This is a genomic window from Pseudaminobacter soli (ex Li et al. 2025) (assembly GCF_029892515.1).
In the GTDB taxonomy this organism is placed as follows: domain Bacteria; phylum Pseudomonadota; class Alphaproteobacteria; order Rhizobiales; family Rhizobiaceae; genus Pseudaminobacter; species Pseudaminobacter soli_A.
The window spans coordinates 1389526-1412545 of sequence record NZ_JARXVF010000001.1; the positions used below are offsets into that span (position 1 = coordinate 1389526).

General features: G+C 63.2%; 22 protein-coding genes, 6 pseudogenes, 1 riboswitch and 1 other annotated feature. Of the genes and pseudogenes, 20 read left to right on the forward strand and 8 right to left on the reverse strand.

Features of this window, described 5'->3' with window-relative positions:
- Positions 1-174: 174 nt before the first annotated feature.
- Positions 175-380: riboswitch (cobalamin riboswitch) on the reverse strand.
- Positions 381-497: 117 nt separating this feature from the next.
- Positions 498-1556, forward strand: coding sequence for a D-TA family PLP-dependent enzyme (locus M2281_RS06640; RefSeq protein ID WP_280820286.1), 1059 nt, complete (start codon positions 498-500; stop codon positions 1554-1556).
- A gap of 15 nt (positions 1557-1571) precedes the next feature.
- On the opposite strand, the gene M2281_RS06645 is transcribed toward M2281_RS06640, so the two are convergent.
- A complete protein-coding gene (locus M2281_RS06645; protein WP_280820287.1) occupies positions 1572-1976 on the reverse strand; it encodes a Fur family transcriptional regulator in 405 nt (134 codons plus the stop codon).
- Between the two features lie 192 nt (positions 1977-2168).
- Positions 2169-3479, reverse strand: a pseudogene (locus tag M2281_RS06650) (amidase); the annotation flags it as partial.
- A gap of 150 nt (positions 3480-3629) precedes the next feature.
- Here M2281_RS06650 and M2281_RS06655 point away from each other — a divergent pair.
- From M2281_RS06655 to phnE (M2281_RS06675), 5 genes are all read left to right on the forward strand, one after another.
- Positions 3630-4688, forward strand: a complete 1059-nt coding sequence (locus M2281_RS06655) for a succinylglutamate desuccinylase/aspartoacylase domain-containing protein (RefSeq protein WP_280820288.1) — start codon at positions 3630-3632, stop codon at positions 4686-4688.
- Between the two features lie 156 nt (positions 4689-4844).
- Complete coding sequence (gene phnC, locus M2281_RS06660) at positions 4845-5687, forward strand: phosphonate ABC transporter ATP-binding protein (RefSeq protein WP_280820289.1); 843 nt, start codon at positions 4845-4847, stop codon at positions 5685-5687.
- Positions 5688-5766: 79 nt separating this feature from the next.
- On the forward strand, positions 5767-6681 hold the full coding sequence (phnD, locus tag M2281_RS06665) for a phosphonate ABC transporter substrate-binding protein (RefSeq protein WP_280820290.1): 915 nt from the start codon (positions 5767-5769) through the stop codon (positions 6679-6681).
- Positions 6682-6758: 77 nt separating this feature from the next.
- On the forward strand, positions 6759-7718 hold the full coding sequence (gene phnE / locus M2281_RS06670) for a phosphonate ABC transporter, permease protein PhnE (protein ID WP_280820291.1): 960 nt from the start codon (positions 6759-6761) through the stop codon (positions 7716-7718).
- 2 nt (positions 7719-7720) lie between these two features.
- A complete protein-coding gene (gene phnE, locus M2281_RS06675) occupies positions 7721-9058 on the forward strand; it encodes a phosphonate ABC transporter, permease protein PhnE (protein WP_280820292.1) in 1338 nt (445 codons plus the stop codon).
- 554 nt (positions 9059-9612) lie between these two features.
- Here the strand turns inward: phnE (M2281_RS06675) and M2281_RS06680 are convergent.
- The gene (locus M2281_RS06680) at positions 9613-9849 is read right to left on the reverse strand and encodes a GDCCVxC domain-containing (seleno)protein (protein ID WP_280820293.1); all 237 of its coding nucleotides are present in this window, start codon (positions 9847-9849) and stop codon (positions 9613-9615) included.
- A gap of 262 nt (positions 9850-10111) precedes the next feature.
- Between M2281_RS06680 and M2281_RS06685 the strand changes: the two genes are divergently transcribed.
- The 10 genes and pseudogenes from M2281_RS06685 to M2281_RS29180 all read left to right on the forward strand — a co-directional run.
- Positions 10112-10456, forward strand: coding sequence for a DUF2282 domain-containing protein (locus M2281_RS06685; protein WP_280821141.1), 345 nt, complete (start codon positions 10112-10114; stop codon positions 10454-10456).
- 63 nt (positions 10457-10519) lie between these two features.
- A complete protein-coding gene (locus M2281_RS06690) occupies positions 10520-11404 on the forward strand; it encodes a DUF692 domain-containing protein (protein WP_280820294.1) in 885 nt (294 codons plus the stop codon).
- On the forward strand, positions 11388-12194 hold the full coding sequence (locus tag M2281_RS06695; protein WP_280820295.1) for a DNA-binding domain-containing protein: 807 nt from the start codon (positions 11388-11390) through the stop codon (positions 12192-12194). The genes M2281_RS06690 and M2281_RS06695 overlap by 17 nt, the downstream gene beginning before the upstream one ends.
- Positions 12195-12196: 2 nt before the next feature.
- On the forward strand, positions 12197-12706 hold the full coding sequence (locus tag M2281_RS06700) for a DoxX family protein (protein ID WP_425537679.1): 510 nt from the start codon (positions 12197-12199) through the stop codon (positions 12704-12706).
- Positions 12703-13374 carry a sigma-70 family RNA polymerase sigma factor gene (locus tag M2281_RS06705; protein ID WP_280820296.1) on the forward strand — a complete coding sequence of 224 codons (672 nt, stop codon included), beginning with the start codon at positions 12703-12705 and terminating at the stop codon, positions 13372-13374. The genes M2281_RS06700 and M2281_RS06705 overlap by 4 nt, the downstream gene beginning before the upstream one ends.
- Positions 13371-14033, forward strand: a complete 663-nt coding sequence (locus M2281_RS06710) for an NrsF family protein (RefSeq protein ID WP_280820297.1) — start codon at positions 13371-13373, stop codon at positions 14031-14033. The genes M2281_RS06705 and M2281_RS06710 overlap by 4 nt, the downstream gene beginning before the upstream one ends.
- A gap of 66 nt (positions 14034-14099) precedes the next feature.
- Entirely contained in the window at positions 14100-14504 is a 405-nt protein-coding gene (locus tag M2281_RS06715; protein ID WP_280820298.1) for a thioredoxin family protein, read from the forward strand.
- A gap of 10 nt (positions 14505-14514) precedes the next feature.
- Complete coding sequence (locus tag M2281_RS06720; protein ID WP_280820299.1) at positions 14515-15237, forward strand: cytochrome c biogenesis CcdA family protein; 723 nt, start codon at positions 14515-14517, stop codon at positions 15235-15237.
- A 136-nt stretch (positions 15238-15373) separates the two neighbouring features.
- Positions 15374-15582, forward strand: a pseudogene (locus tag M2281_RS06725) (IS5/IS1182 family transposase); the annotation flags it as partial.
- Positions 15574-15821: pseudogene (locus M2281_RS29180) on the forward strand (transposase); the annotation flags it as partial. The pseudogenes M2281_RS06725 and M2281_RS29180, both read left to right, overlap by 9 nt.
- Positions 15805-15921 (forward strand) — a sequence feature (AL1L pseudoknot). Its footprint overlaps the pseudogene before it by 17 nt.
- Positions 15922-16046: 125 nt before the next feature.
- On the opposite strand, the pseudogene M2281_RS06735 reads toward M2281_RS29180, so the two are convergent.
- From M2281_RS06735 to M2281_RS06750, 4 genes and pseudogenes are all read right to left on the reverse strand, one after another.
- A pseudogene (locus M2281_RS06735) lies at positions 16047-16328 on the reverse strand (conjugal transfer protein TrbE); the annotation flags it as partial.
- Positions 16328-16608: pseudogene (locus M2281_RS06740) on the reverse strand (ATPase, T2SS/T4P/T4SS family); the annotation flags it as partial. The pseudogenes M2281_RS06740 and M2281_RS06735, both read right to left, overlap by 1 nt.
- A gap of 4 nt (positions 16609-16612) precedes the next feature.
- Positions 16613-16816 (reverse strand): annotated as a pseudogene (locus tag M2281_RS06745) (ParB N-terminal domain-containing protein); the annotation flags it as partial.
- 258 nt (positions 16817-17074) lie between these two features.
- Positions 17075-17971, reverse strand: a complete 897-nt coding sequence (locus M2281_RS06750) for a LysR family transcriptional regulator (protein WP_280820300.1) — start codon at positions 17969-17971, stop codon at positions 17075-17077.
- Positions 17972-18112: 141 nt separating this feature from the next.
- On the opposite strand from M2281_RS06750, the gene M2281_RS06755 reads away from it, so the two are divergent.
- The 4 genes from M2281_RS06755 to M2281_RS06770 all read left to right on the forward strand — a co-directional run bounded on the left by M2281_RS06755 (position 18113) and on the right by M2281_RS06770 (position 21267).
- A complete protein-coding gene (locus M2281_RS06755; RefSeq protein WP_280820301.1) occupies positions 18113-18886 on the forward strand; it encodes an SDR family oxidoreductase in 774 nt (257 codons plus the stop codon).
- 68 nt (positions 18887-18954) lie between these two features.
- Positions 18955-19362 (forward strand): hypothetical protein, encoded by a 408-nt coding sequence (locus M2281_RS06760; RefSeq protein WP_280820302.1) that lies wholly within the window; start codon positions 18955-18957, stop codon positions 19360-19362.
- Positions 19347-19922 (forward strand): DUF924 family protein, encoded by a 576-nt coding sequence (locus M2281_RS06765; RefSeq protein WP_280820303.1) that lies wholly within the window; start codon positions 19347-19349, stop codon positions 19920-19922. The genes M2281_RS06760 and M2281_RS06765 overlap by 16 nt, the downstream gene beginning before the upstream one ends.
- Positions 19923-20007: 85 nt before the next feature.
- The gene (locus M2281_RS06770) at positions 20008-21267 is read left to right on the forward strand and encodes a GGDEF domain-containing protein (protein WP_280820304.1); all 1260 of its coding nucleotides are present in this window, start codon (positions 20008-20010) and stop codon (positions 21265-21267) included.
- A gap of 459 nt (positions 21268-21726) precedes the next feature.
- Here M2281_RS06770 and M2281_RS06775 read toward each other — a convergent pair whose 3' ends face one another.
- The gene (locus M2281_RS06775; protein WP_280820305.1) at positions 21727-22998 is read right to left on the reverse strand and encodes an alkyl sulfatase dimerization domain-containing protein; all 1272 of its coding nucleotides are present in this window, start codon (positions 22996-22998) and stop codon (positions 21727-21729) included.
- Positions 22999-23020 lie beyond the last annotated feature (22 nt).

Below are 23020 nucleotides of genomic sequence, written 5' to 3' on the forward strand. Positions count from 1 at the left end.
AAGGCATCTGGCGGACGCGCAAGGGCGCCCGAAGGTTTGTCTCCAAACCGCAGGGGAAAGATCGATGGGCCTAGGAACGGAATCGTTCCACCCTCGGCCGTATCCGGCTGCGGCAACACTTTTTCAAATGTCACCGCCACGGACGACCGCGCCTGAACACACCCCGTATTCAAGCATGGGTGACCGGAACAGGCAGGTCTCCTGACTTCCGGGTCGTCGCTTGTCCTTCGCCTTCCCAATCGCGCGATGCGCTCTTAGTGGCCTGTTGAAGGAAAGCTCGCCGGTTACAGTTGCGGGGGCAGTCTCGGCTTCGACCCGAAGGTCTCACCGTGTTCCCTTTTCATCCGCCGCGAAGCGGAACCAATTCCGAATCGATAGGTATCTACGCGGGCATCGAACGTCAACAGCACGGAGACGATACCCAAACCGTTGACACGACCGCCATGCATGACCGAAACCGTGAACCTGCCTGCATCTCGCGGAAGGAATGGACAAAAATGACCTCGCGCATCGAAACCCCTGCCGTGCTCGTCGATCTCGATCTGGCGCGCCGCAATGTCGAGAAGTTCCAGGCCTATGCCGACCGGAGCGGTCTTGCCGTGCGCCCGCACATCAAGACGCACAAGCTGCCGCAGATGGCCGAGATGCAGCTCGACGCCGGCGCCATCGGCATCACCTGCCAGAAGGTTTCGGAAGCGGAGGCGATGATCGCTGCCAGCGACCGCATCACCGACGTCCTGATCACCTACAACATCATCGGCGAAGCCAAGCTCGCGCGCCTGGCAGGGCTCAACGACAAGGTCAGGCTCAGCGTGGTCGCCGACAATGCCGTCGTCGTCGACGGGCTCTCGGCCTTCTTCGCGAAACTAGAAAAGCCGCTGGCGGTGCTGGTGGAATGCAACACCGGCGCCAATCGCTGCGGCGTCTCGACGCCGGAAGAGGCAGCCGCCCTTGCACAGCGCATCGCGGCCGCACCCCGTCTCGTCTTCGGCGGGTTGATGACCTATCCGCCGGTCGGCGCAGCCGCCGCGGTGCAGGATTTCATGACCAAGGCGCGCGATCTCATCGAGGCGAACGGCATCGCGGTGCCGGTCATCACGTCGGGCGGCACGCCCAGCATGATGGACGCGGCGGAAGCCCCGATCGTCACCGAATACCGGCCCGGCACCTACATCTACAACGACCGGTCGCTGGTGGAGCGCGGCGCCTGTGCTTGGGAAGACTGCGCGTTGACGGTGCTCGCCACCGTGGTCTCGGTGCCCGCGCCCAACCGCGCCATCGTCGACGCCGGCAGCAAGGCACTGACCTCCGACCTGTTCGGCCTCACCGGATACGGCCACGTGCTTGGGCGCCCGCACATCGCCATCGACATGCTTTCGGAAGAGCACGGCCGGCTGGTCTCGCAAGGCGAGATCGGACTGACGGTCGGCCAACGCATCCGCATCGTGCCAAACCACGCCTGCGTCGTCGTCAACATGGTCGACGAGGTTCAGATCATTCGCGGGGAAGAGTTTATTGAGTCCTGGCCGGTGGTGGCGCGCGGCCGCATCACCTGAGGAGGGAGCGGCGGCTTATGCCGCCAGCGCCGCGCATTTGGCGCAGGTGCCGCGAAACTCGATGACCGCCTTCTTGGCTGCAAAGCCGGTGGAGCAGACCCAGGCGTCGAGCTGCTTGCCGACGGCCTCATCGGAAAATTCGGCGACCTGGCCGCATTTATCGCAGATGGCGAAGGCGATCATGCGGTGGCTGTGGTCGTGCGGCTCAGAGCAGGCAACGAAGGCGTTCATGCTCTCGAGGCGATGGACGAAGCCGGCATTCATCAGCCCGTCGAGCGCCCGATAGACCTGTAAAGGCGCGCGAAAACCCTGATCGCGCAGCTGATCGAGCAGCATATAGGCGCTGAGCGGCCCGCTGGACGCCTCGAGTTTCTCGAGTACGCGAAGCTGGTTTTTCGTCAGCGTATCCCTTGCCGCCATGATGTTGCTCTCAATCTCCTTGCCTGCCGTCGAAACTTGGCCCGAAACGGCAGGATTGTCACCTCCCGACTTCAAATAGCGATTGGCGGGCAAAATTGCCACCTTAGGGGGAGCTTTGACCGGAACGTGAAGCCCTGATCCAGCCCGCGATCTCTCGCGGGCCGGCAATCAAACACCCCGTCCCGCGCCGAGTTATCCCTTGGCCAGTTCGGCTTCCACGGCCGCCGAGATGGCGAGCAGGCGATGGTCGTGGCCGTTGCGGGCAAACAGCATGAGCCCCGCCGGAAGCTCCATGCCGGGCATTGGCAGCGAAATGGCGCTGAGATCGAACTGGTTGCCGACCTGCGGGTTGCGCAGCACGATGTCGTCCGTCTGGTCCTGCGCGTCGAGGTCGTTTTCCACCGAAGCAATGAGCGGCGCGAGGATCGGCGCGGTGGGCAGCGCGAGCACGTCGAGCGGCGCAAGACGCTCGTCCATGGCGCGGGCAAGTGCTGTGCGGCGTTCGATCAGCTTGATGTAGCCTGTGGCCGAGACGGTGGCCCGCCGCTTGAGCGTGCGGGTAACGCGGGGATCGACCTGCGCGCACAGTGCGTCGTCGGCCAGCCAGTCGGCATGCAGCGCGGCGGCCTCGATGCCGGCGATGGAGCCTTTGCTCGTGGCCTCGACCATGGCGTCGACAAGATCGTCGATGCGATGATCGACGATGCGAGCGCCCGCCGCTTCGAGCAGGCGCAGGCTGCGCTGGAAGGCGGCTTCGACCGCCGGCTCCATGCCTTCGAGCAGGCGGCCCTGCGGCAGGCCGACGCGCAGGCCCGCGAGCGGCATGGCGCGCAGCTCGGCAACTTCCTCGCCGGCCATGATGGCATCGGCCAGCGCGCAATCGGCCACGCTTTTGGCGAGCGGGCCGATCGAATCCAGCGTAAACGACAGCGGGAACACGCCGTCGCGCGGCACGCGCCGGGCCGTGGGTTTGAAGCCGACCACGCCGTTGAGTGCCGCCGGAACGCGGATGGAGCCGCCCGTATCCGAGCCGATGGCGATCTCGCTGGTGCCTTCGCCTGCGGAAACGCCGGCGCCCGAGGACGAGCCGCCGGGGATGCGCGCCGGATCGGCCGCATTGCCCGGCGTGCCGAAATTCGGATTGGTGCCGACCGCGGTGAAGGCATACTCGGTCATGGCCGTCTTGCCGACGATGACGGCGCCCGCCTGGCGCAGGCGGCGCACGATCGTTGCGTCGCGCTCGGCCGGCGCGGCCGTGCGGCGGATCGCCGAGCCGGCCAGCGTGGTTTCGCCGGCGACGTCGAACAGGTCCTTGATCGAGACGATCCTGCCGTCCAGCGCGCCCAGCGAAACGCCGGCCTTGCGGCGGGCGTCCGCTGCGTCGGCCGCAGCGCGCGCGGCATCGGCATAGACGGAAGTGAAGACGCGTTCCTCGGCTGCCCGGGCTGCCAGGCGGGTAAGGACGGCTTCTAGACGATCACGGCTTGACTGCATGGCTCTCCCCCAACTTGCTTCGAACCGGCGCGATTGGGTAAAAGGAGCGCTGCGTTCCGTGAAAGGACGCTATCCATCTAATCAATCACGATTTTTCGGAAGAACCGGTTCCCACTTTTCGGAGAGTCGGTCAAGCACAGAGCACGCAAGGGGAGAAAGATGCAGAAAACGATCGAGACGATCCGGGGCAACAGCGACGGCGTAACCTATGAATTCCCCGTCCTCCGCATCGCCGGCTCCTCGCCCGATGCGCCGAACGCCTATATCCAGGCAGCACTTCACAGCGACGAGCTGCCCGGCGTGGTGGCCATCGACGTGCTGATGCCCAAGCTGCGCAAGGCCGAGGCCGAAGGCCGCGTGCGCGGCAACCTCACCATCGTGCCGCGCGCCAACCCTGTGGGCCGTGCACAGCAGTTCTTCGGTGCTGCGCAAGGACGCTACCACCTCGGCTCGCGCACCAATTTCAACCGCGACTTCCCGCGGCTCGACCGGCCCGATGCGAAGCTTCTGCCCGGCGACGACCAGCCGCTCAACGCAGACGACCGGCTGAAGGCGCGCCTGATCAAGCTTTCGCTCGGCCACGAGATCGTGCTCGACCTGCACTGCGACGACGAGGGCCTTCCTTACCTCTATATCCAGAGCGACCTGTGGCCGGCCATGGCCGACTGCGCGGCCTGCATGGGCGTGGAGGCAGTGGTACTGTGGAGCGACGAGTCGGGCGCATCCTTCGACGAGGCGTCGCTGCGCCCCTATCTGAAGCTGCCGGCGGCAGAAGCGCAGCTTGATCGCCGCGTCGTCACCACGGTGGAATATCGCGGCATTCTCGACGTCGAGACGCGCTTTGCCGAAGCCGATGCCGAGGGCATCTACCGGCTGCTGGTGGCCCGCGGCGTGATCGAGGACAAATCGGTCGAGACGCCGAAGGAGTTCAAGGGCGAGATCGTGCCGATCGATCACATAGATATGATGCCCGCTCCGGCGGCCGGCGCCGTCCTCTATGACGTCAAGCCCGGCGACCGCGTGAAGGCCGGTCAGCGGCTGGCGACGATCGTGTCGGCCCCCGGCGAGGAAGGCGGCCGCGTCGAGGTGCTTGCCCCGCAGGACGGCTTCATTCTCACCCGCCGCGCCACCCGCGCTACCCGTGCAGGCGACGATCTGGTCAAGCTGGCCGGCGTGACACGCAGCGCCGATGCACGCTCCGGCGCGCTGGAACAGTAGCCGTCAAAGCTCGATTTCGGCCCGTTTCACACCGCAAACGGGCCGTTCAGGCTGTGCGATGTAACAAAACTGACATGTAACTGACACGGCGGTTTCATGTTGGTCCATTAGCGGAGTCTTCCCAAGAGGCTGGTACAGCCAAACAGGGAAGCCGCTATGCTCGAAATCCGCAATGTCTCGCGCCGCTTTGGCAAGAAGACCGCCGTAGACAGCGTCGCGCTCGAAATCGAACAGGGCCAGATGGTCGGCATCATCGGTCGCTCCGGCGCCGGCAAGTCGACCCTTCTGCGCATGATCAATCGCCTCATCGATCCCACCGACGGGGCGATTTTTTTTGACGGCAAGGAAGTGTCGGCCCATCGCGGCTCCACTCTGCGCCGCTGGCAGCGCGACTGCGCCATGGTGTTCCAGCAGTTCAACCTGGTGCCGCGCATCGACGTGCTGACCAACGTCCTGCTCGGACGCCTCAACCACCGCTCCACCGCGCTCAACCTGATGGGCATCTTCTCCCGCGAGGAACGCGCGATGGCGCTTGCAGCACTCGAGCGGCTGGACATTGCCCAGACCGCGCTGCAGCGCGCCGGCACGCTTTCGGGCGGCCAGCAGCAGCGCGTGGCGATCGCCCGCGCCCTGATGCAGCAGCCCAAGCTGATCCTCGCCGACGAGCCGATCGCCTCGCTCGACCCGATGAACGCCAAGGTGGTGATGGACTCGCTGCGCGACATCAACCTGCGCGAAGGCATCACCGTCATCACCAACCTGCACACGCTCGACACCGCGCGCGCCTATTGCAACCGCATCATCGGCATGGCGGGCGGCAAGGTGGTGTTCGACGGCCCGCCGGAGGAGCTGACCCGCGAAGCGGTGCGCCTGGTTTACGGCGCCGACGCCAATGGCGAGGAAATCTCCGAAGCCATCACCTCTACCAGCATCCGCGCCGAGCGGCTGCCCAGAATAGAATCCGCCGGAAGCCTCGTGCCCGCCTTTGCCGGGCACTGAACGACCGTGATCGTCTCGCCCGCGTAAAGGGCCACTAGCTGCCAACCGCAACGACACTTCGACCCAACAGGAGTACACCATGTCGCTCAAGAAAGCCCTTCTGGGCGCGCTTGCTCTCGCCCTCTCGTGCGGCACTGCCGCCCGCGCCGAAACCGTGGAAACCTTCCGCGTCGGCATCCTCGGCGGCGAGAACGAAGCCGACAGCCTGCGCAACTACCAGTGCGTCGCCGACAAGCTTCCGGCCGCCATCGGCGTGAAGGAAGTGAAGCTGTTCCCGGCCACCGACTATGACGGCGTCATCCAGGGCCTGCTGGGTGGCACGCTCGACTACGCCGAGCTCGGTGCCTCCGGCTACGCCAAGATCTACCTGGCCAACCCCAAGGCGGTCGAGCCGATCCTGACCACCGTTCAGACCGACGGCTCCAAGGGCTATTACTCGATCATGGTCGCCCGCAAGGACTCGGGCATCAAGACGCTCGCCGACATGAAGGGCAAGAAGCTCGGCTTTGCCGATCCGGACTCGACCTCGGGCTACCTGATCCCCGTCACCTCGCTGCCGAAGGACCTCAACAACGTTGCGGTCAAGGACTTCTTCGGCGAGACCGGCTTCGGCGGCGGCCATGAGAACCTCGTCCTCGCCGTCAAGGACGGCAAGTTCGACGCCGGCACCACCTTCGGCTCGGGCGTAGGCAACTTCGACGAGGGCTACACCTCCGGCAACCTGCACAAGATGGTCGCCAAGGGCATGATCGACATGAAGGACTTCGTCGAGCTCTGGAAGTCGCCGCTGATCCCGAACGGCCCGATCGTCATCCGTTCCGCTCTCGACGCCGACCTCAAGGCCAAGTTCAAGCAGTTCATGGCCGACCTGCCGAAGTCCGACCCGGCCTGCTTCTCGGCGATCGCCGGTGGCGACTTCACCAGCTACACCGAAGTGACGCCGGAATTCTACCAGCCGATCATCGACGCCCGTAAGGCGCAGATCGGCGGCTAATAGTCCTCCCAAGACGATGGCCGGGTGCGAACAGCGCCCGGCCATTTTCATAACTGAGTTTTCAAAGTGGAGACGGCATGAGCCAGACTGCCCACACCCTGTCCGCCGAAGGCCTCGCCATCGAGCGGCACTGGCATGAACTGGCGGCACGGCGCCGTCTCTACACTGCCCTCATCGTCGGCGTGCTGGCGATCGCACTTGGCAGTTCGCTCTGGTTCGCCAACGAATCCAACGCCGGCAAATTCCTCGACCGGCTGCCGCATTTCTTCGACTTCGCCGGCGACATGCTGCCCCGTGACGGCTGGGAGATGTGGCGCGCGCTGTTCGACCGGCCCTCGCCCTATTTCGACGGCAGCCTGAAATACGACTACCCCGAAGGCCGCGTCTATCTGTTCGGCTCGGGCTTCTACGTCCCCGAATATTTCTACAAGATGCTGGAGACGCTGAACATCGCAGCGCTGTCGACGCTGATCGGCTTCGTCTTCGGCTTCATGCTCTGCTTCCTGTCCGCCAAGAACCTGGTGGCCAACTGGCTGCTGCGCTTCGTGGTGCGGCGCTACATGGAAATCCTGCGCGCCTTCCCGGAGATCGTCATTGCCGGTTTCTTTGCCGCCGTGCTGTCGCTGGGCGCCATTCCGGCGATCTTCGCGGTGGGCATCCACACCATCGGCGCGCTGGGCAAACTGTTCTACGAGGTGGTCGAGAACGCCGACATGAAGGCCGAGGAAGGCTTGCGCGCGGTGGGCGCCAACTGGTTCGAGCGCGTGGGCTACGCCATCGTGCCGCAGGTGATGCCCAACTTCATGTCCTATGCGCTGCTGCGCTTCGAGATCAATGTGCGCGCCTCCACCATCATCGGCGCGGTCGGCGGCGGCGGCATCGGCGAGGAGCTGCGCCTGTCGATCGGGCGCGGCCATGAGGCCAAGACGCTCGCCATCATCCTTCTGTTGTTCACCACCATCGTCGCGGTCGACCAGCTATCCGCCTGGCTGCGCGCCAAGCTGGTGGGCGCACAATCCTTCGACTTCGGACGCTGACCATGACGCTCCTTTCCGCCGCCCAACTGTCCGAGATCGAAAGCCGTCATCCGGACGTGTTCCACCGGCCGCTGCTCAAGCGCTCGCTGCCCCTGCTGATCCTGCTCGGCACTGTTCTCTACGTCGCCTATTGCTGGTGGTTCTTCTCCATCGGCACTGTGATTGCCGGCGGCCAGTGGGAGCGCGCCGAGATCTATGCGCGGCAGTGGTATTCCTATGACCTCAGGCCCACGATCCGCTTCTCCGGGGACGAGGCCAAAGTAACCTGGCCCCGCTTCTCGCCGCTCGGCGACAATCCCAAGCCCGATTGGGTGGTTCAGGACGGCGCCAGGATCACGGTGGACTTCGGCTCCGCCGGTCGCATCGTCGCCGATGCCAAGCAGGTCGAGGTCGAGCATCGCGGCGAGAAGCTGACAGTGCTTGTCGAACCGACAGGCGCCAGGCCGCAGGGCGAGCTGCCCAGCTGGGCAACGCTGCGCGAAGACGAGGTGAAGGCCGATTTCGGCTTTGCCGGCGAAGTGCGCATCATGCCCGAGCGCGTGTCGCTCAGCCGCCGCTTCCTGGGCTGGCCGAACTTCCTGTTCGATCCGCACTCGCCCTTCTGGGGCAAGCCGCTCTCCGAAGTGGCGGGCCTGATCGTCTCTGGCGAACGCATCAAGCCGGAGATGTCGAACGCGGCACTCGCCTTCGACAACATCTGGAACAACTCGCAATGGCAGCATGGCGACGTCTGGACGAAGCTGTTGCAGACCATCGTGATGGCCTTCGTGGGCACGCTGTTCGCCTCCTTCGTGGCGCTGCCGCTAGCCTTCCTGGCTGCGCGCAACATCACGCCGAACTTCTTCGCCAACCAGTTGACGAAGCGCTTCTTCGACTTCCTGCGTTCGGTGGACATGCTGATCTGGGCGCTGTTCTTCACCCGCGCCTTCGGCCCGGGACCGCTGGCCGGCATCTCGGCGATCTTCTTCACCGACACCGGCACGCTCGGAAAAGTCTATTCCGAAACGCTGGAGAACATCGACGACAAGCAGCGCGAAGGCGTTCGCTCGGTGGGCGCCTCGCCCGTGCTGGTGCAGCGCTATGGCGTTGCACCGCAGGTCATGCCGGTGTTCCTCAGCCAGGCACTCTATTTCTGGGAATCCAACACGCGCTCGGCCACCATCATCGGCGCGGTGGGCGCGGGCGGCATCGGCCTAAAACTCTGGGAAGCCATGCGCACCAATTCGAACTGGTCCAACGTGGCCTACATGGTGCTGCTGATCCTGATCGTCGTGTTCATCTTCGACAACATCTCCAACGCGCTGCGCCGCCGTCTAATGGAAGGCAGCGCGGGACGGTAGTTTCTCGGGGCACGGCATCGGGCTCGGGTTTCGGGCTGGTACGGATAATACCCCCTCACCGGCCGCTTCACGGCGACCTCTCCTAGGCAGGGCGATCGCATATCGACCCCCACTCCGGTTTGCTTCGCAAACCACCTCTCCCCCGATCGACGGGGGAGAGGTGCCGAGCGTAGCGAGGCGGAGTGGGGGTAAGTCGCGCCGACTGCCCCTCACTTCGTCATCCTCGGGCAGGTTTTTACCGAGACCGACATTTGTTGGCTGTGGAGATTTGATAAGTGAAGTTCGAATCCCTCCCGGCGCGTCAAATACCGCCGATTGCCCTCCATAGTACGCTACAGCCATCGATACCCGCCGAAACTACGCCCCGCGCAAAGAGCGGGAGATAGCCCGCGTAGGGAAAAGCGTAGAAATGGCGGCGTTCGGCGGTGAAAAAAGTTCGAATCGCTTACGGTCGAATGGCGGATTTTTGCGTCGAGCAATCACAGACACCCGGAACGGGTCGGCCCGTCTGTAGCGATCGTCGAGCAAGGTAAATCGCAAATCCAGTTGTGGGCTCAATCACCTCCGGCGCAGCAAGTCGATTCTCGCCGACTGGCTTGAACCGGCGGGCACGGCACGGTTCCGTAGGAGCAAAAAACGCAGCAATCGCCTAGCTTGGGCTTCAGGTGAGCGCCGCATGCCTTGCAATCGTAAAAGAACAGGCAGGCATCGGTCGGCATGATTTCCACCTCACGATGTCCGCAATGCGGGCATGTGATGGTGGATTCCAGAATGGGTGCGTTGCCCGACATCGCTATCCTTGCTGAAGCAAGTGCACTCCAGCATCAACAATCAAGTATAGCGCAATACGGCTTCCACGGGCGTGCCTTCTGGCGATCTGTTGTTCACCTATGGCCCAGCCAAGTACCCCGTGGTTTGGGTGGTCGATCGGCCGCGACCAGGACGTAACCTTTCTCCTTCTGCAGCGAACATTCTTACAGGCGTGTCGTGACCGACCCGCTGGGCGGATGGCTATGCCAACCCGCGACGCCAATCTCAATCGGAGGAACAGAAATGTTCAATCGCATGCTACCGGCGCTGGTCGCCGGCGCTTTCGTCGCCGCCCTGGGCTCAATAACCGCAATGCCGGCTTCCGCTCAGATGAGCCATTCCGACATGGAAAAAATGATCAAGGAGAACCAGGCCAAAACCATGAAGGCCCTCAAAGGCGGCAAGGTGGAGAAGTGCTTCGGGGTGGCGCTGAAGGGCCAGAACGACTGCTACGCCGGCGCCGGAACCAGTTGTGCCGGCACGAGCATGGTCAATTATCAGGGCAATGCTTTCAAGCTCGTGCCCAAGGGGACATGCACCGCGATGAAGACGCCAAATGGGACCGGCAGCCTGACGCCGAAAGCCTGAGCGCCTCCCCTGCGGGCGGGCCTATCCCCGCCCACGCCGCGCTCCCAAGGTCCGGAGGTCATGATGGCTGCATCGCATGATCCGCAAGCACCCGTTCCGCCGCGCGCCGGCGTCGGGCTCAAGGCCGAGCACTATCGCGAAATTGTCGAGACCAACCCCGACATCGGCTTCTTCGAGGTTCACGCGGAAAACTACATGGGTGCCGGAGGCCCTCCGCATCGCTATCTCACCGCGATCCGAGAACGCTATCCACTGTCGCTCCATGGCGTCGGACTGTCGATCGGAGCGGATCGGCCGCTCGATCGGGATCATTTGCGGCGCCTGCAGGGCTTGATCGCGCGCTACGAGCCGGGGCTCTTTTCCGAGCATCTCGCCTGGTCGTCGCACGATGCCGGTTTCCTCAACGACCTCCTGCCGCTTCCCTATACTCGTGAAACGTTGGATCGCGTCTGCGAGCATATAGACGCGATTGAGGAAATGCTCGGCCGCCAGATGCTCCTCGAGAACCCGTCGACCTATCTCGCCTTCGCAGAAAGCACTTTTTCGGAGACCGATTTCATCGCCGAGGTGGTGCGGCGCACGGGGTGTGGCCTGCTGCTCGACGTCAACAATGTGCATGTCGCCTCGACCAACCAGCAATGGGACGCAGAGGCTTACATCGACGCCTATCCGCTCGCCCACGTGCAGGAAATCCATCTCGCCGGCTACACCCGCGAAGCCGACGAGGCCGGCCGGCCGCTTCTCATCGACACGCACAATCGCCCTGTCGACGAAATCGTCTGGGACCTCTTCGCTCACGTGGTCCAGCGGATCGGCCCGAAACCGACCCTGATCGAATGGGACGCCGATGTCCCCACATGGCCGGAACTGAAGGCCGAGGCCGATCGGGCCGAAGCCATCATGGCCGCGGCCCGGCATCGTGAGTTGCGCCATGCTTCGGCTCGCTGAACGGCAGAGAGAATTCGCCGAAGCGCTGCTTGATCCCGAGCGGCCAGCGCCATCTGGCCTGGTTGGTCCTGACGGGGCGCCGAGCGCGCGGCGCTTCGCCGTCTATCGCAACAATGTCGTGGTTGGCCTCATCGACGCGCTGCAGGCAGCGTTTCCGGCGGTCTGCCGCATCGTCGGTCAAGACTTCTTCCGTGCCATTGCGCGTGTCTACGTTGCGCGCGAACCGTCGGATTCGCCGATCATGCTCGGCTATGGCGGTGGCTTTCCCGATTTCGTCAGTGGCTTTGAGCCCGCGGTCACCTTGCCGTATCTCGCGGATGTCGCCCGCATCGAGCGAGCCTGGACGGAAGCCTACCATGCCGCCGTGGCTGAACCGTTCGATCCCGCCGCACTTGCCGCCGTCGTGCCGGACGTGCTGCCGGCAACGCGCCTCATCCTTCATCCCTCGGTTCGAATCGTACAGTCTTGCTTCCCCGCCCTGACCATTTGGCAGATGAATGTCGGCGATGTTGTTCCGGGGCCTGTCGATCTCGATAGGGGTGGCGAGAATGCTATCATTGTCCGGCCAGAAGCCGATGTGGAAGTCCGCTCGCTTCCCGATGGAGGCGCAGCGTTCGTTAAGGCGCTTCGCGCGGGATACTCCGTACTGGAAGCCACCAAGGCGGCGTTGGCGACCGACAGCCGGTTCGACCTTTCGGCCAGCCTCATCGGGCTTCTGCAGGCAGGCGCGGTCGTCGGCTTTGAGACGAGGGCCGAGGAGAAAGCGCAGGCCTCAGCGTGGCGGACATGACGATGGCGAACGCGCTGATCAACATGGGTCTTATCAATCGGGCGGCAAACCGCGCCTTGAGCGGCTTGGAGCGGCTGGCTCTTGTGATCGCGCCGCCGGTCCTGCGCATTGCGCTCGCGGTTCCGTTTTTCCGGTCGGGCCTCACACGCTGGGACGGCTTCCTGTCGCTCTCGCCAGGTGCGGCCTATCTCTTCGAGGAAGAGTTCAAGCTCCACATTCTCGGCGGGACCTATGACTTTCCCATGCCGCTTGTCATCGCCTATATCACCGGCATCGCCGAGATCGTCCTGCCGGTCCTGCTCGTGCTCGGGCTCGGAACGCGGTTTGCCGCTCTCGGCGTGCTCATCATGACCGGCGTCATCCAGCTCGTCGTCACGGACGGATGGGCGAACTTCCATTTGCCGTGGGCGGCGATGGCGCTCGGCATCATGGCGCTTGGTCCGGGTCCGCTGTCGCTCGATCATGCGCTTGGCCGCATAGCCGCGGCTGGACGGCAAAGGCGCGGGCGATGATCGACGATCCGCGAAGGCAGGCAGCACCGTTGAGGATTGTCGGGGGACGCGACCGCCCTCAAAGCCCGATGGATCCTCGTCGGGCGTCTGCAGACGGCGACATATCCTCCATTCCGGACGTAGACTGGACCATTCTCATGGCCCGGGCGCAGGACGGGGATGGCACGGCCTATCTGCGTTTGCTGCAGGAGGTTACTCCCTATTTGCGCGCTCTTGCAGCACGGCGCTATCGCGAGCCTCAGGATGTCGAGGACGCGGTCCAGGATGTCCTTCTGACCGTTCATGCGATCCGGCAGACCTTCGACCCTGCCAGGCCGTTCGGCCCCTGGCTGGTCGCGATCGCCAACCGCCGGTTCATCGATCGGCTCCGTCGCCAGGGCAGGCTGCGGGCGCGCGAAACGCCGCTCACGACCGAGCACGAAACCTTTGCCGATGGAACAGCGAACCTTGAAGAGAGAACCGATCGGCATGGCCTGGAAGGAGCCATCGACAATCTGCCGCCCATGCAAAAGCAAGCGATAGAACTGCTCAAGCTCAAGGAAATGTCATTGAAGGAAGCAGCAAGCGTAAGCGGCGTGTCGGTCGCATCGCTCAAAGTGGCGACGCATCGTGCCTTGCGGAGCCTGCGCAGAATGTTATCCGAGCGGAACGATGGAGGACGCCGATGAAGACCTCCGATCTCATTGCCGCTCTTGCCAAGGACTTGCCGCCGGTCAGGCGTCTGAGGCCGCCTCTAGTTCGCGCCGCCTGCTGGCTGGCGGTCGCCTTCCTCGTACTGGCGCTCCTCGCCATCAGCCAAGGGATTCGTCAGGATCTCGTGTCACGGCTGCACGATCCCGCTTTTGCCCTGAGCATGGCGTCCTCGCTCCTGACCGGTGCGTTGGCGGCGCTGGCAGCCTTTCAGGTGAGCCTCCCCGATCGATCGCGGCTCTGGCTCCTGCTTCCGCTTCCGGCGCTTGTCGTGTGGTTGTCGAACATCGGCTATCAGTGCTTGACGCAGTGGATCGGCCCCGAGGGCGTCACGCTGGGAGAGGCGGCACGCTGCTTCGCCACTCTCGTTCTGACCGGATTGCCGCTTTCCCTCATGATGATGGTGATGCTGCGCTACACCGTACTGCTCCACCCGACTGCGGCGACCTTGATGGGCAGCCTCGCGGTCGCCGCGATCACCGCGACGGCGCTGGCGCTGTTTCATGTGATGGACGCCAGCGCGATGATCCTGATATGGAACCTCGGCACCGCAGCTCTCTTCCTCGGCCTCGGCACCGTGTTCGGCAGAGGGATGCTCCGGAGGCTCGCGCCGCAGCCGAGCGTGGCAGCTAATTAGGGCGCGGTAAGATGAAGCCTTGCTCCATCCAGATACGGATTTTCGCCCCCTTCAAAGGAGAATCCCATGCAAAGACGCCTGTTCCTTGCCACGATGGTTGCAATGCCATTGGCTGCCATCCTGGCAATTCCGATCGCAAGCGCGGCTGAGCGCAAGACATTCGATGCGGCCGCTTTTGAGGCCGCGCAACAACAGGGCGCTCGCATCCTCGTCGATATCTGGGCAAGCTGGTGCCCGACTTGCAGGGCCCAGAAGCCGATTATCGATCATCTTGCCGAGCAGCCGGCGAATTCGGACCTTGTCATCTTCGCAGTTGATTTCGACAGCCAGAAGCCGGTCGTTCGCCGGTTCGGCGCGCAGCGTCAAAGCACCCTGATCGCATTCAGGGGCAGGACCGAGACCGGGCGCTCGGTGGGCGACACCAATCCGAGCTCCATCGCTGCCCTCGTCCAGTCGACTCTGACGAAATAGGACTGCCGCGATGGAAGTTGGCAGCATTGCACTTGCGTTCCTGGCGGGTGTCCTGTCGACGTTATCGCCCTGCGTCCTGCCACTTTTGCCGTTGTTGCTGGGCGCGGCCGTCTCCGCGCACCGCTTCGGCCCGTTCGCACTCGCGTCGGGCCTGGCCAGTTCGTTTGTGGCTATCGGGTTGTTCGTCGCAACGATCGGATTCTCGATCGGTCTGGACAGCGGACTTTTCCGCATCGTTGCGGCCGTTCTCCTGGTTGCATTCGGCGCGGTGTTGATGGCGCCAAGGCTGCAGGCGCAACTGGCGGTCGCTGCTGGACCTGTCGGCGGGTGGACGGGCCGTCGCTTCGGCGACTTCGCGGCAACTGGGCTCCGGGGGCAATTCGCCGTCGGGCTTCTGCTCGGTGCGGTATGGAGCCCCTGCGTTGGCCCAACATTGGGGGCTGCCTCCCTGCTGGCTGCGCAGGGGAAAGATCTCTGGCATGTCGCGGCCGTGATGATCACCTTCGGCATCGGCGCCGCATTGCCACTCCTTGCCCTTGGCGTGCTGTCACGAGAGGTCGTGATGCGATGGCGCGACAGGCTTCATCGCGCCGGCCAAGGTGGAAAGACCATACTCGGGGCGATCCTGTTCGCGATCGGCCTGCTTGTCCTCTCGGGAGCCGACAAGCGGCTGGAGTCGTTCCTCGTCGATGTTTCGCCCACATGGCTGACGCAGCTAACGACCCGGCTTTGATGCCATCAATCGGCAATTCCCGCGGCTATGTCGCAACTCTCGCGAAACGAGGGCTTTAGCAGGCTGTTGAAAAAAGGCGCTCGTCACCGGACCGCAAGGGTGATTCATTGGCTCCGAAGGGATTCGGAGGTGATGGGTGCGCGGCGGCGACGAACGAAGTGGCGAACTGTTCAGCTATGTCGATCTCGAGGCGCGGGTTCGGCGCGATCATCCGCTCCGGGCGATCCGGACGATAGTGAACTGGGGCTTTCGACGCTGGAGCGGGAGTTCGCCCCGCTGTGGGCCGATATGAGCAAGACAACGAATAAGTTCTCTCCGGAAGTGCGCCAGCGTGCGGTGCGGCTGGTTCTGGATCAAGCATGAACATGCCTCGCCCTGGGCGGCGATCATGTCGATCTCGGCCAAGATCGGCTGCGCGGGCCAGACGCTGAACGAGTGGGTGAAGAAGGCGGAGGTCGATTCCGGCAACAGGGCCGGTGTGCCGTCGGACATGGCGGCGAAGCTGAAGGCTCTTGAGCGGGAGAACCGGGAGCTTCGACAGGCCAATGAGATCCTGCGCAAGGCGAGCGCATATTTTGCCCAGGCGGAGCTCGACCGCCGGTTCAAGCCATAATCGCGTTCATCGACGAACACCGCGAGGTCCACGAGGTCGAGCCGATCTGCAAGGTGCTGCCGATCGCCCCGTCGACCTACCATGACCATATCGCCAAGCGGGTCCGGGCAGAGAGCCGAGCCAGGCATCGACGGCATTGACGGTTTCGGGCATGGCCGTGAAATCGCGGCCCTGAACAATCTTCTCGACCAGGCGCGGTGCGATCCACAAAACCGCGCAGAGCCTCCCATGGATTGACCCCGGATTGCTCGCGGCCCTCGTAGAGCCAGGTTTCGGCGCGGGCCACGTCCTCGGCGGGCGGTAGATAGAGGAAGGTCAGGAAGTAGCCGGACACGAAGTGCGTGCAGGCTTCCTCGAACCCGGCCTTGCGCTCGGCATCGACCAGCGCCGACGCCGCGTCGGGAAAGAGGCTGTCGGGATAGGTCGCTGCCCCGCTGCGCTGCGCCTCGACAAAGATGCTCCAGCAGGAACCGAGACGGAAGGGTCTCCTCGCTGGCTGGTTGCGGGGGTGATGCGATAGCCGCCATCAGGGCCGAGCCCTTCGACACGGGCGCGCTCGGACAGCCGGCGCGCGGAGCCGCGTCCGGAAAGAACGGCAACGAGGTCGATGGTCTCGGCGATCAGCGCGCGCCGACGGCCTCCTGAATGAGCTGTTCGAGACGGCGCAGTGCGCCGATGCCGGTGCCGGCATGGATGGTGCCGATGCCGCCGGGATGGCCCGTGCCCCAGGCTTTGAGCAGGTCGAGCGCTTCCGATCCGCACCTCGCCGCCTGCGTCAAGCTCCGGCTCCACCACCAGATTTTGCAGGATGCCCTTGGCAGCGATACTCGCGGCCTTCGCCTCGATAGATGCCTCGCTGTGTGGGGTCTTGCGGGCGTTCTTCGGGTGCTTTTTGAGCTTGTTGAGCGGGATGAAAACCGTCGCGCCATTTTCGACGGTCGGGAGGGTGTTCGCATTCGTGGTCATGGTCTTGATCTTCATGGGCTTGGGTTGGAGCGCAGCGCTGCGCTGCAACCCTGCCCGTCGGCGAGACCGGGGGGTGCAAGGTGCAAGGGCGGCCGGGACGGAGGGGGATCACCCGGCCTGCACAAGTGGATCGAGGCTATTGGCGAGAGTGGGAAACACGTATTCGCGCGGAAGGATGGGAGACCGTCCCGGCCGAGCGTCAGCGATCCCTTGCGCCACGCCAGGGGGCAGAGCCCCCAAGCGGTCGGCCATGTAGATTCAGAGCAATTCGTGTTTCAGCAGTTTTTCCAGCCAGTCCCCGAAGACCTGGAGGCGACGGGAGAGATGCTGGCGGTGTGAATACAGGAGCGTCATGCGCATCGGCGCCGCACGCTGGCCTGCCATCACCTCAACCAGTTCGCTCGCTTCGAGGTGACGTTTGACGTCGTAGGCGGGTATCTGAATGAGACCAAGCCCGGCGAGGCAGCAGGCAATGTAGGCTTCGGCGCTGTTGACGGTGACACGGCCACGCACGGGGATGCAACGCAAGACGCCATCCTCGATCCATTCCCAGGCCTCCACCCGCCCGCTCGACGGCGAGGCATAGTTGACAGCCCAATGAGCGGAAAGCTCATCCGGCGTTTCGGGAACGCCGTGCCGTTCAAGATAGGCAGGGCTTGCGACATTGATCAGTGGAAGCTCTCCGATTGGTCGCGCGATCAGGCCGGAATCAGTCAGGGGCCCGACGCGCAAAACGCAATCGACACCCTCCTCGACAAGATTGACGGCGCGGTCTGTTACGCCGAGATGGATATCGATTCCCGGATGGGCATCCAGAAACTCAGGCAGAGACGGCGCAATGATCAGGCGCCCGATACGGCCGGGAACGTCGATCCTCAGCGTGCCTGTTGGCGTCGCGGTCTGGCGGAACAGGCTTTCCGCTTCCTCCACATCGCCGATCAGGCCCAGGCATCGCTCATAGAAGGCAGCGCCATCCTGTGTCGTCGACACTTTTCTTGTGGTTCGATGGAGGAGCCTTGCGCCGAGGCGGCCCTCCAGTTCGAGAACCGCGGCGGAAACGGAGGAACGCGGCATACCGAGCGTATCGGCGGCGCGGGTAAAGCTCGAGCATTCGACGACACGCGCAAATATGCGGAAGAGATCAATGCGATCCAAGCGAGTCTGGCCTTCTTATTGTTCGTTTTTTCTAACATATGATGTTCAGAATAGCAGCCTTTATAGCTCAATTGTAGATGATATTCTGCCAATCAAAAGCGACTGCATAGCGCGGTCGCATCAGCAATGGAGGCTGACGCCATGACCGACCACAGCATCAAGGGTAAGACCGTCATCATCGCCGGCGGTGCGAAGAACCTTGGCGGACTGATCGCGCGCGATCTCGCCGAACACGGCGCGAAAGCAATTGCCATTCACTACAACAGCGCTTCCTCCAAGGCTGAGGCCGATGCGACCGTGGCCGCTGTCAAGGTCGCCGGCGCTGAGGCCGTCGCCTTCCAGGCCGACCTCACCACCGCCGGTGCGATGGAGAAGCTGTTCACCGACACCGTTGCCGCTATCGGTCGTCCGGACATTGCCATCAACACTGTCGGCAAGGTGCTGAAGAAGCCGATCGTCGAGATATCCGAAGCCGAATATGACGAGATGAGCGCGGTGAACGCAAAGTCCGCCTTCTTCTTCCTGAAGGAGGCGGGCAAGCATCTCGGCGACAATGGCAAGATCTGTACGCTGGTGACATCGCTGCTGGGCGCCTACACGCCGCTTTATGCGGCCTATGCCGGCACCAAGGCGCCGGTGGAGCATTTTACGCGGGCGGCATCGAAGGAATTCGGCGAGCGCGGCATCTCGGTGACCGCCATCGGCCCCGGCCCGATGGACACGCCGTTTTTCTATCCGGCAGAAGGCGAGGATGCCGTCGCCTACCACAAGACGGCGGCAGCTCTCTCGAACTTCTCCGAGACCGGTCTCACCGACATCGAGGACATCGTCCCTTATGTCCGTTTCATGGTCTCGGAGGGCTGGTGGATGACCGGCCAGACCATCCTCGTCAACGGCGGCTACACGACCAAGTGACGTCATAGGTGACCTGCCGATGTGAAGGCGGGTCATTCGTGCCGAGGTTCAGCGGATCGGGGGCAACCATGCACATGCTACTTGTCATCACCGGCGGATTGCTCCTGTGCGGGGTCTTTGCGCTGTTCGGCAAGCTTTGGGATGGTGACATGACGGGTGTCGTCACCGGCCTGAAGTTGTTCGTCCCGGTCTGGCTGGTCGTCGCATTCATCAACATGTGGGTCGGCGTCACGAAGGCCGGATACACCTTCGCGCAAGAGTTGCCGATCCTGCTCGTGGTCTTCGCTGTCCCCGCTGTGATCGCCGCCGTGCTGGCCTGGCAAGGCAGGGGGTTGATCGTCGATTGGAGCAGTCCTGTTCGAGGGGCCGCCCCGAACGTCAATCCGCCCTCGATCCGTCAACGGGGGCACCGGCGAATTTGTGGGCCGCGCAGGAACAGACCGGCCGTTTCGGAGGCGACATGCACGCGAAGCTGAAAATATGTCAGCCGGAAGACGGGTCTCTGATCTCGGATGTTGTCGGCTTCTGGAGAAAAGCCGGTGCGCAAGGTCGGTGGTTCGATAAGGATGACGGGTTCGATCGAAGGTTTCGTGAAGCTTTTCTCAGCCTCCACATGGATGTCGCCGCTCGCCGGCACGATCACTGGATGGCGTCGGCCGAAGGCGCGCTGGCGCTGCTGATCATGACCGACCAGTTCCCGCGCAACGCGTTTCGCGGGACCGGGCAAATGTACGCGACCGATCTGCTGGCGCGGCACTATGCCCGGCAGGCGCGCGACGCAGGGCACATGGACCATGTCGAGCCGGCTCTGCAGCTGTTCTTCTGCCTGCCCTTCGCGCATTCGGAAGATATCGCCGATCAGGATGTCTCGGTCAGGCTCAATGCAGGGCTGGGCGAGCCCTGGGTCTCCCACGCGCAGGGGCACCGCGACATCATTCGCCGTTTCGGGCGGTTTCCACATCGCAACCCGATGCTGGGGCGAGAGACTACGCCGGAAGAGGCAGCGTTCCTGCGCGAAGGAGGATTTCGCGGATAGGGACAGGGCAGCAACCATGAGGGAACAACCACTGAAACGGGCGGAGCGCGATTAACAAGGATTGAGGCTGGGGCTTACTTACTAAATGTCGGGTTTTCTTGTCCTGCTTGCGCAGGCTGTCATCTATTTTGCCGCAATGGCGATTATCTTCAACTTCAGAAGAGTGATCGGGATCGGGACCTTCTATTGCGTTCTCGGTGCGATGCATTTCCTGGAGACCTATCTTGCGGCCGTCTTCTTCATCGAGCTGCCCTTCGGGCTGATCTCACCGGGTTCGACCGTGATGTTTGCCGGAAAGCTCGCCTTCTTCCTGCTGCTCTACATCAAGGAAGACGCGGAGAGCATGCGCCAGCCCATTTACGGGCTGCTGATCGGCAACATGCTCATGGTGGTGCTGGCTATGATCCTGCGGGCCTATAACGATCCGGTCAGCTTGCCGGGATACAATCCGGACCTGCGCTTCCTCGACCAGATAGGTTTCCTCATGGTCTGGGGCACCGTACTTCTCTTTGTCGACCTGATTGCGCTTGTGATCATCTACGAGCGGCTTAGCGAGCTGGTGACCAATACACCTGCTGGTCGGATATTCTTGAGCCTGGCAATCGTGCTGAGCTTCGACCAGGTGTTTTTCTATGTTGGCCTGCATCTGTTGTCCGGCGTCCCGATCTCGGCCTTCTATGGCGGCTGGATCGCCAAGCTCGGGGCGGCAGGATTCTTCAGCATCATGCTGGCGCTCTATTTGCGATTCGTCGAGGCAGCCGCCATACGAGCCAGCGCGCACGGTACCATCGACGTGTTCGACCGTCTCACCTACCGCCATCGCTATGAGAAGCTGGTCGAGCAAATCGGCAAGGACGCGCTGACAGGGTTGCAGGACCGGGGGCGTTTCGATGCAAAAGGGCCGGTCATGTTGCAGGCCGCCATGCGATCGGAGGTGTCGCTGAGCCTGATGATGATCGACATCGACCACTTCAAGTCGATCAATGACCGGTACGGTCATCCTCAGGGTGACAAGGTCATTCGGCTGGTGGCCGACATCATCATGCGCACCAAGCGCGGGGCAGATGAATTGTTCCGCTACGGCGGCGAGGAATTCGCGCTGCTCTGCCCGGAAGCACCGCCGGGCGCGACGGCACTGGCCGAGCGCATCCGCGCCGCGGTGGCGACCGCACCGCATCCCGGTCTGGACCGGCCGGTCACCATCAGTGTGGGAATCGCGACGTTCCCGGCGGATGCCAGGGACATGCGAGAACTGCTTATGCGCGCGGACGCCTCACTCTATGAAGCGAAGGCGCTCGGGCGGAACAGGGTGCGCAATGCGGCGGCCGCTGGACCGCGGCCATAGCCGTGATCCGCATTCGGAAATTCTCCCAGCCTCGTGGACCAAATTCGGGGAGCACTTCACGACTGAAAGATGCAATCGCGGCGGCCGAGCCGTCACCGGGCGCATGACGCACAGTTCGACAGGAACGGAACGACGGCAATCGTGAGAATGCACATTTGGGTGAGGGAGAAGACTTGAAGTTGGCGCAATTTCAGCGACTTCTAGTACGGTTGCGGCCTCCGAATTTAGAGGGCTATGGCGTAGATGTAGTTCTCATCATCGCCCGGTGCGGCGCGCCGCACCGTGTGGGGTTTGGAATATTCTAAGGCAGCACAGGGCCGGAAGTTGCCGGTTCGGTTTGCAGCGGCCACCTGCAATAGCTGCCGTATGCAATCGACCTTCTCTCGCCCGCGACGACGTCGATGGCAATTGCTTGAAAGCAGACGCTCGAATGCGGCTGATACGTCGCTCCCGCTATTCTTAGGAGCGCTTGCCGGACTCGTGCAGCGTAATCGCCATGATCGCCTTTCCGATCAGCGACGTCTCCGCTTCGACGCAGGCGCGATAGACGGCTGCGCGAACGCGATGCACCTGCTTGTCATCTGGTGCTGCGGCCACCGCGAATTCGATCAGGCTGGCGGCAAGCCGGATGCGGCCTTGCGCGCACAGCGCTTCGACGCGTTTGGCCAGCGCTTCCACGCCGCCGGCGAGGTCGGCGATCTCGGCTCCCAGCTCGTGATCTGCCGCGGGCTTCAGATGCGCCGGGTTGCCGTCGAACCACCCAGCATACAGGTGCCAGATGCCACGGACCACGAATTCGGGATCGTCGTATTTCGGGAGCAGATACGGCTTGGCTAGCAGTTCGGCCGACGGTTTCACTCGATGCAGGATAGAATTCAGGGAATGCCCTCCATTCATCAGGTCGAGTGTCTGCCTGACCAGGCTCTCCAGCGCGCTCGCGCCGTCGTCCAGCAACTGGGCGGCGCGCCGGGCGTCCGGAATGACGGGACCATGACCCGGCACCAACACGGCGGGCGCCAGGCCATGCATGTAACGCAGCACCCCAGCCCAATCATTGGCAAATCGCTGGACCTTGCGCGGATTGCCAGCGTTAGGGAAGACCCAGATAACGAAATCGCCGCTGACCAGAACCTTCTGTTCCGGAAGCCAGACGAAGGTTGCGTCATCCGTCTCGCCGCGGCCATGGCGTAACTGCAGCCGCACCCCGCCTACGGTTAAGGTCAGTTCTTCGTCATATACCTCATCGGGGCGTCGATGCTCGCCCGGGAAGGTGTAGTCGGCCTGGTTGAACTGACGACCCATGATGATCGTGTTTAGATCTTGGGTTTCGTCGTAGCGCTGGAAGCGATTGAGCACGTTGCGGTGCGCGATGATGCGCGGCCGCGCAGCGCCATTTTCGTCGGCCTCCTTGTCGAGAAGTCTGGCACCCCAGGTGTGGTCGATGTGGCCGTGGGTATAGATCACCGTGTGGATCGGGCGCTTGTCCCAGGTCCGCATCGCCCTCAGCGTATCACGTGCGGTCTCCCGGCTGCCGGTATCGATCATGACCAGCCCGGCCTCGGTACGGATGACTGTGACGTTACCGAAAAGGTAGCCTGTCGAGACGACGATGACGTCGCTCGAAACTTCCTTGATGGAGCCCCCGCTGACGGCCGCCGTCCACTCCTCCATGGGGGCTTCGCCGTTCCACACGCGATCGACAATCGCGTCGAGTTCTTGGGGGTTCATCATCAGTACCAATCATCTTCCAGGT

Bases quoted from the DNA above. Each gene is read 5' to 3' on its own strand.
- M2281_RS06710 (WP_280820297.1), top strand. From the start codon at position 13,371: ATGAAGACCTCCGATCTCATTGCCGCTCTTGCCAAGGACTTGCCGCCG.
- M2281_RS06680 (WP_280820293.1), bottom strand. From the start codon at position 9,849: ATGTCGGGCAACGCACCCATTCTGGAATCCACCATCACATGCCCGCAT.
- M2281_RS06705 (WP_280820296.1), top strand. From the start codon at position 12,703: ATGATCGACGATCCGCGAAGGCAGGCAGCACCGTTGAGGATTGTCGGG.
- M2281_RS06695 (WP_280820295.1), top strand. From the start codon at position 11,388: ATGCTTCGGCTCGCTGAACGGCAGAGAGAATTCGCCGAAGCGCTGCTT.
- M2281_RS06700 (WP_425537679.1), top strand. From the start codon at position 12,197: ATGGCGAACGCGCTGATCAACATGGGTCTTATCAATCGGGCGGCAAAC.
- M2281_RS06760 (WP_280820302.1), top strand. From the start codon at position 18,955: ATGCACATGCTACTTGTCATCACCGGCGGATTGCTCCTGTGCGGGGTC.
- phnC (WP_280820289.1), top strand. From the start codon at position 4,845: ATGCTCGAAATCCGCAATGTCTCGCGCCGCTTTGGCAAGAAGACCGCC.
- M2281_RS06715 (WP_280820298.1), top strand. From the start codon at position 14,100: ATGCAAAGACGCCTGTTCCTTGCCACGATGGTTGCAATGCCATTGGCT.
- M2281_RS06765 (WP_280820303.1), top strand. From the start codon at position 19,347: ATGCACGCGAAGCTGAAAATATGTCAGCCGGAAGACGGGTCTCTGATC.
- M2281_RS06775 (WP_280820305.1), bottom strand. From the start codon at position 22,998: ATGATGAACCCCCAAGAACTCGACGCGATTGTCGATCGCGTGTGGAAC.
- M2281_RS06755 (WP_280820301.1), top strand. From the start codon at position 18,113: ATGACCGACCACAGCATCAAGGGTAAGACCGTCATCATCGCCGGCGGT.
- phnE (WP_280820291.1), top strand. From the start codon at position 6,759: ATGAGCCAGACTGCCCACACCCTGTCCGCCGAAGGCCTCGCCATCGAG.
- M2281_RS06655 (WP_280820288.1), top strand. From the start codon at position 3,630: ATGCAGAAAACGATCGAGACGATCCGGGGCAACAGCGACGGCGTAACC.
- M2281_RS06770 (WP_280820304.1), top strand. From the start codon at position 20,008: ATGTCGGGTTTTCTTGTCCTGCTTGCGCAGGCTGTCATCTATTTTGCC.
- phnE (WP_280820292.1), top strand. From the start codon at position 7,721: ATGACGCTCCTTTCCGCCGCCCAACTGTCCGAGATCGAAAGCCGTCAT.
- M2281_RS06720 (WP_280820299.1), top strand. From the start codon at position 14,515: ATGGAAGTTGGCAGCATTGCACTTGCGTTCCTGGCGGGTGTCCTGTCG.
- M2281_RS06690 (WP_280820294.1), top strand. From the start codon at position 10,520: ATGGCTGCATCGCATGATCCGCAAGCACCCGTTCCGCCGCGCGCCGGC.
- M2281_RS06640 (WP_280820286.1), top strand. From the start codon at position 498: ATGACCTCGCGCATCGAAACCCCTGCCGTGCTCGTCGATCTCGATCTG.
- M2281_RS06645 (WP_280820287.1), bottom strand. From the start codon at position 1,976: ATGGCGGCAAGGGATACGCTGACGAAAAACCAGCTTCGCGTACTCGAG.
- phnD (WP_280820290.1), top strand. From the start codon at position 5,767: ATGTCGCTCAAGAAAGCCCTTCTGGGCGCGCTTGCTCTCGCCCTCTCG.
- M2281_RS06685 (WP_280821141.1), top strand. From the start codon at position 10,112: ATGTTCAATCGCATGCTACCGGCGCTGGTCGCCGGCGCTTTCGTCGCC.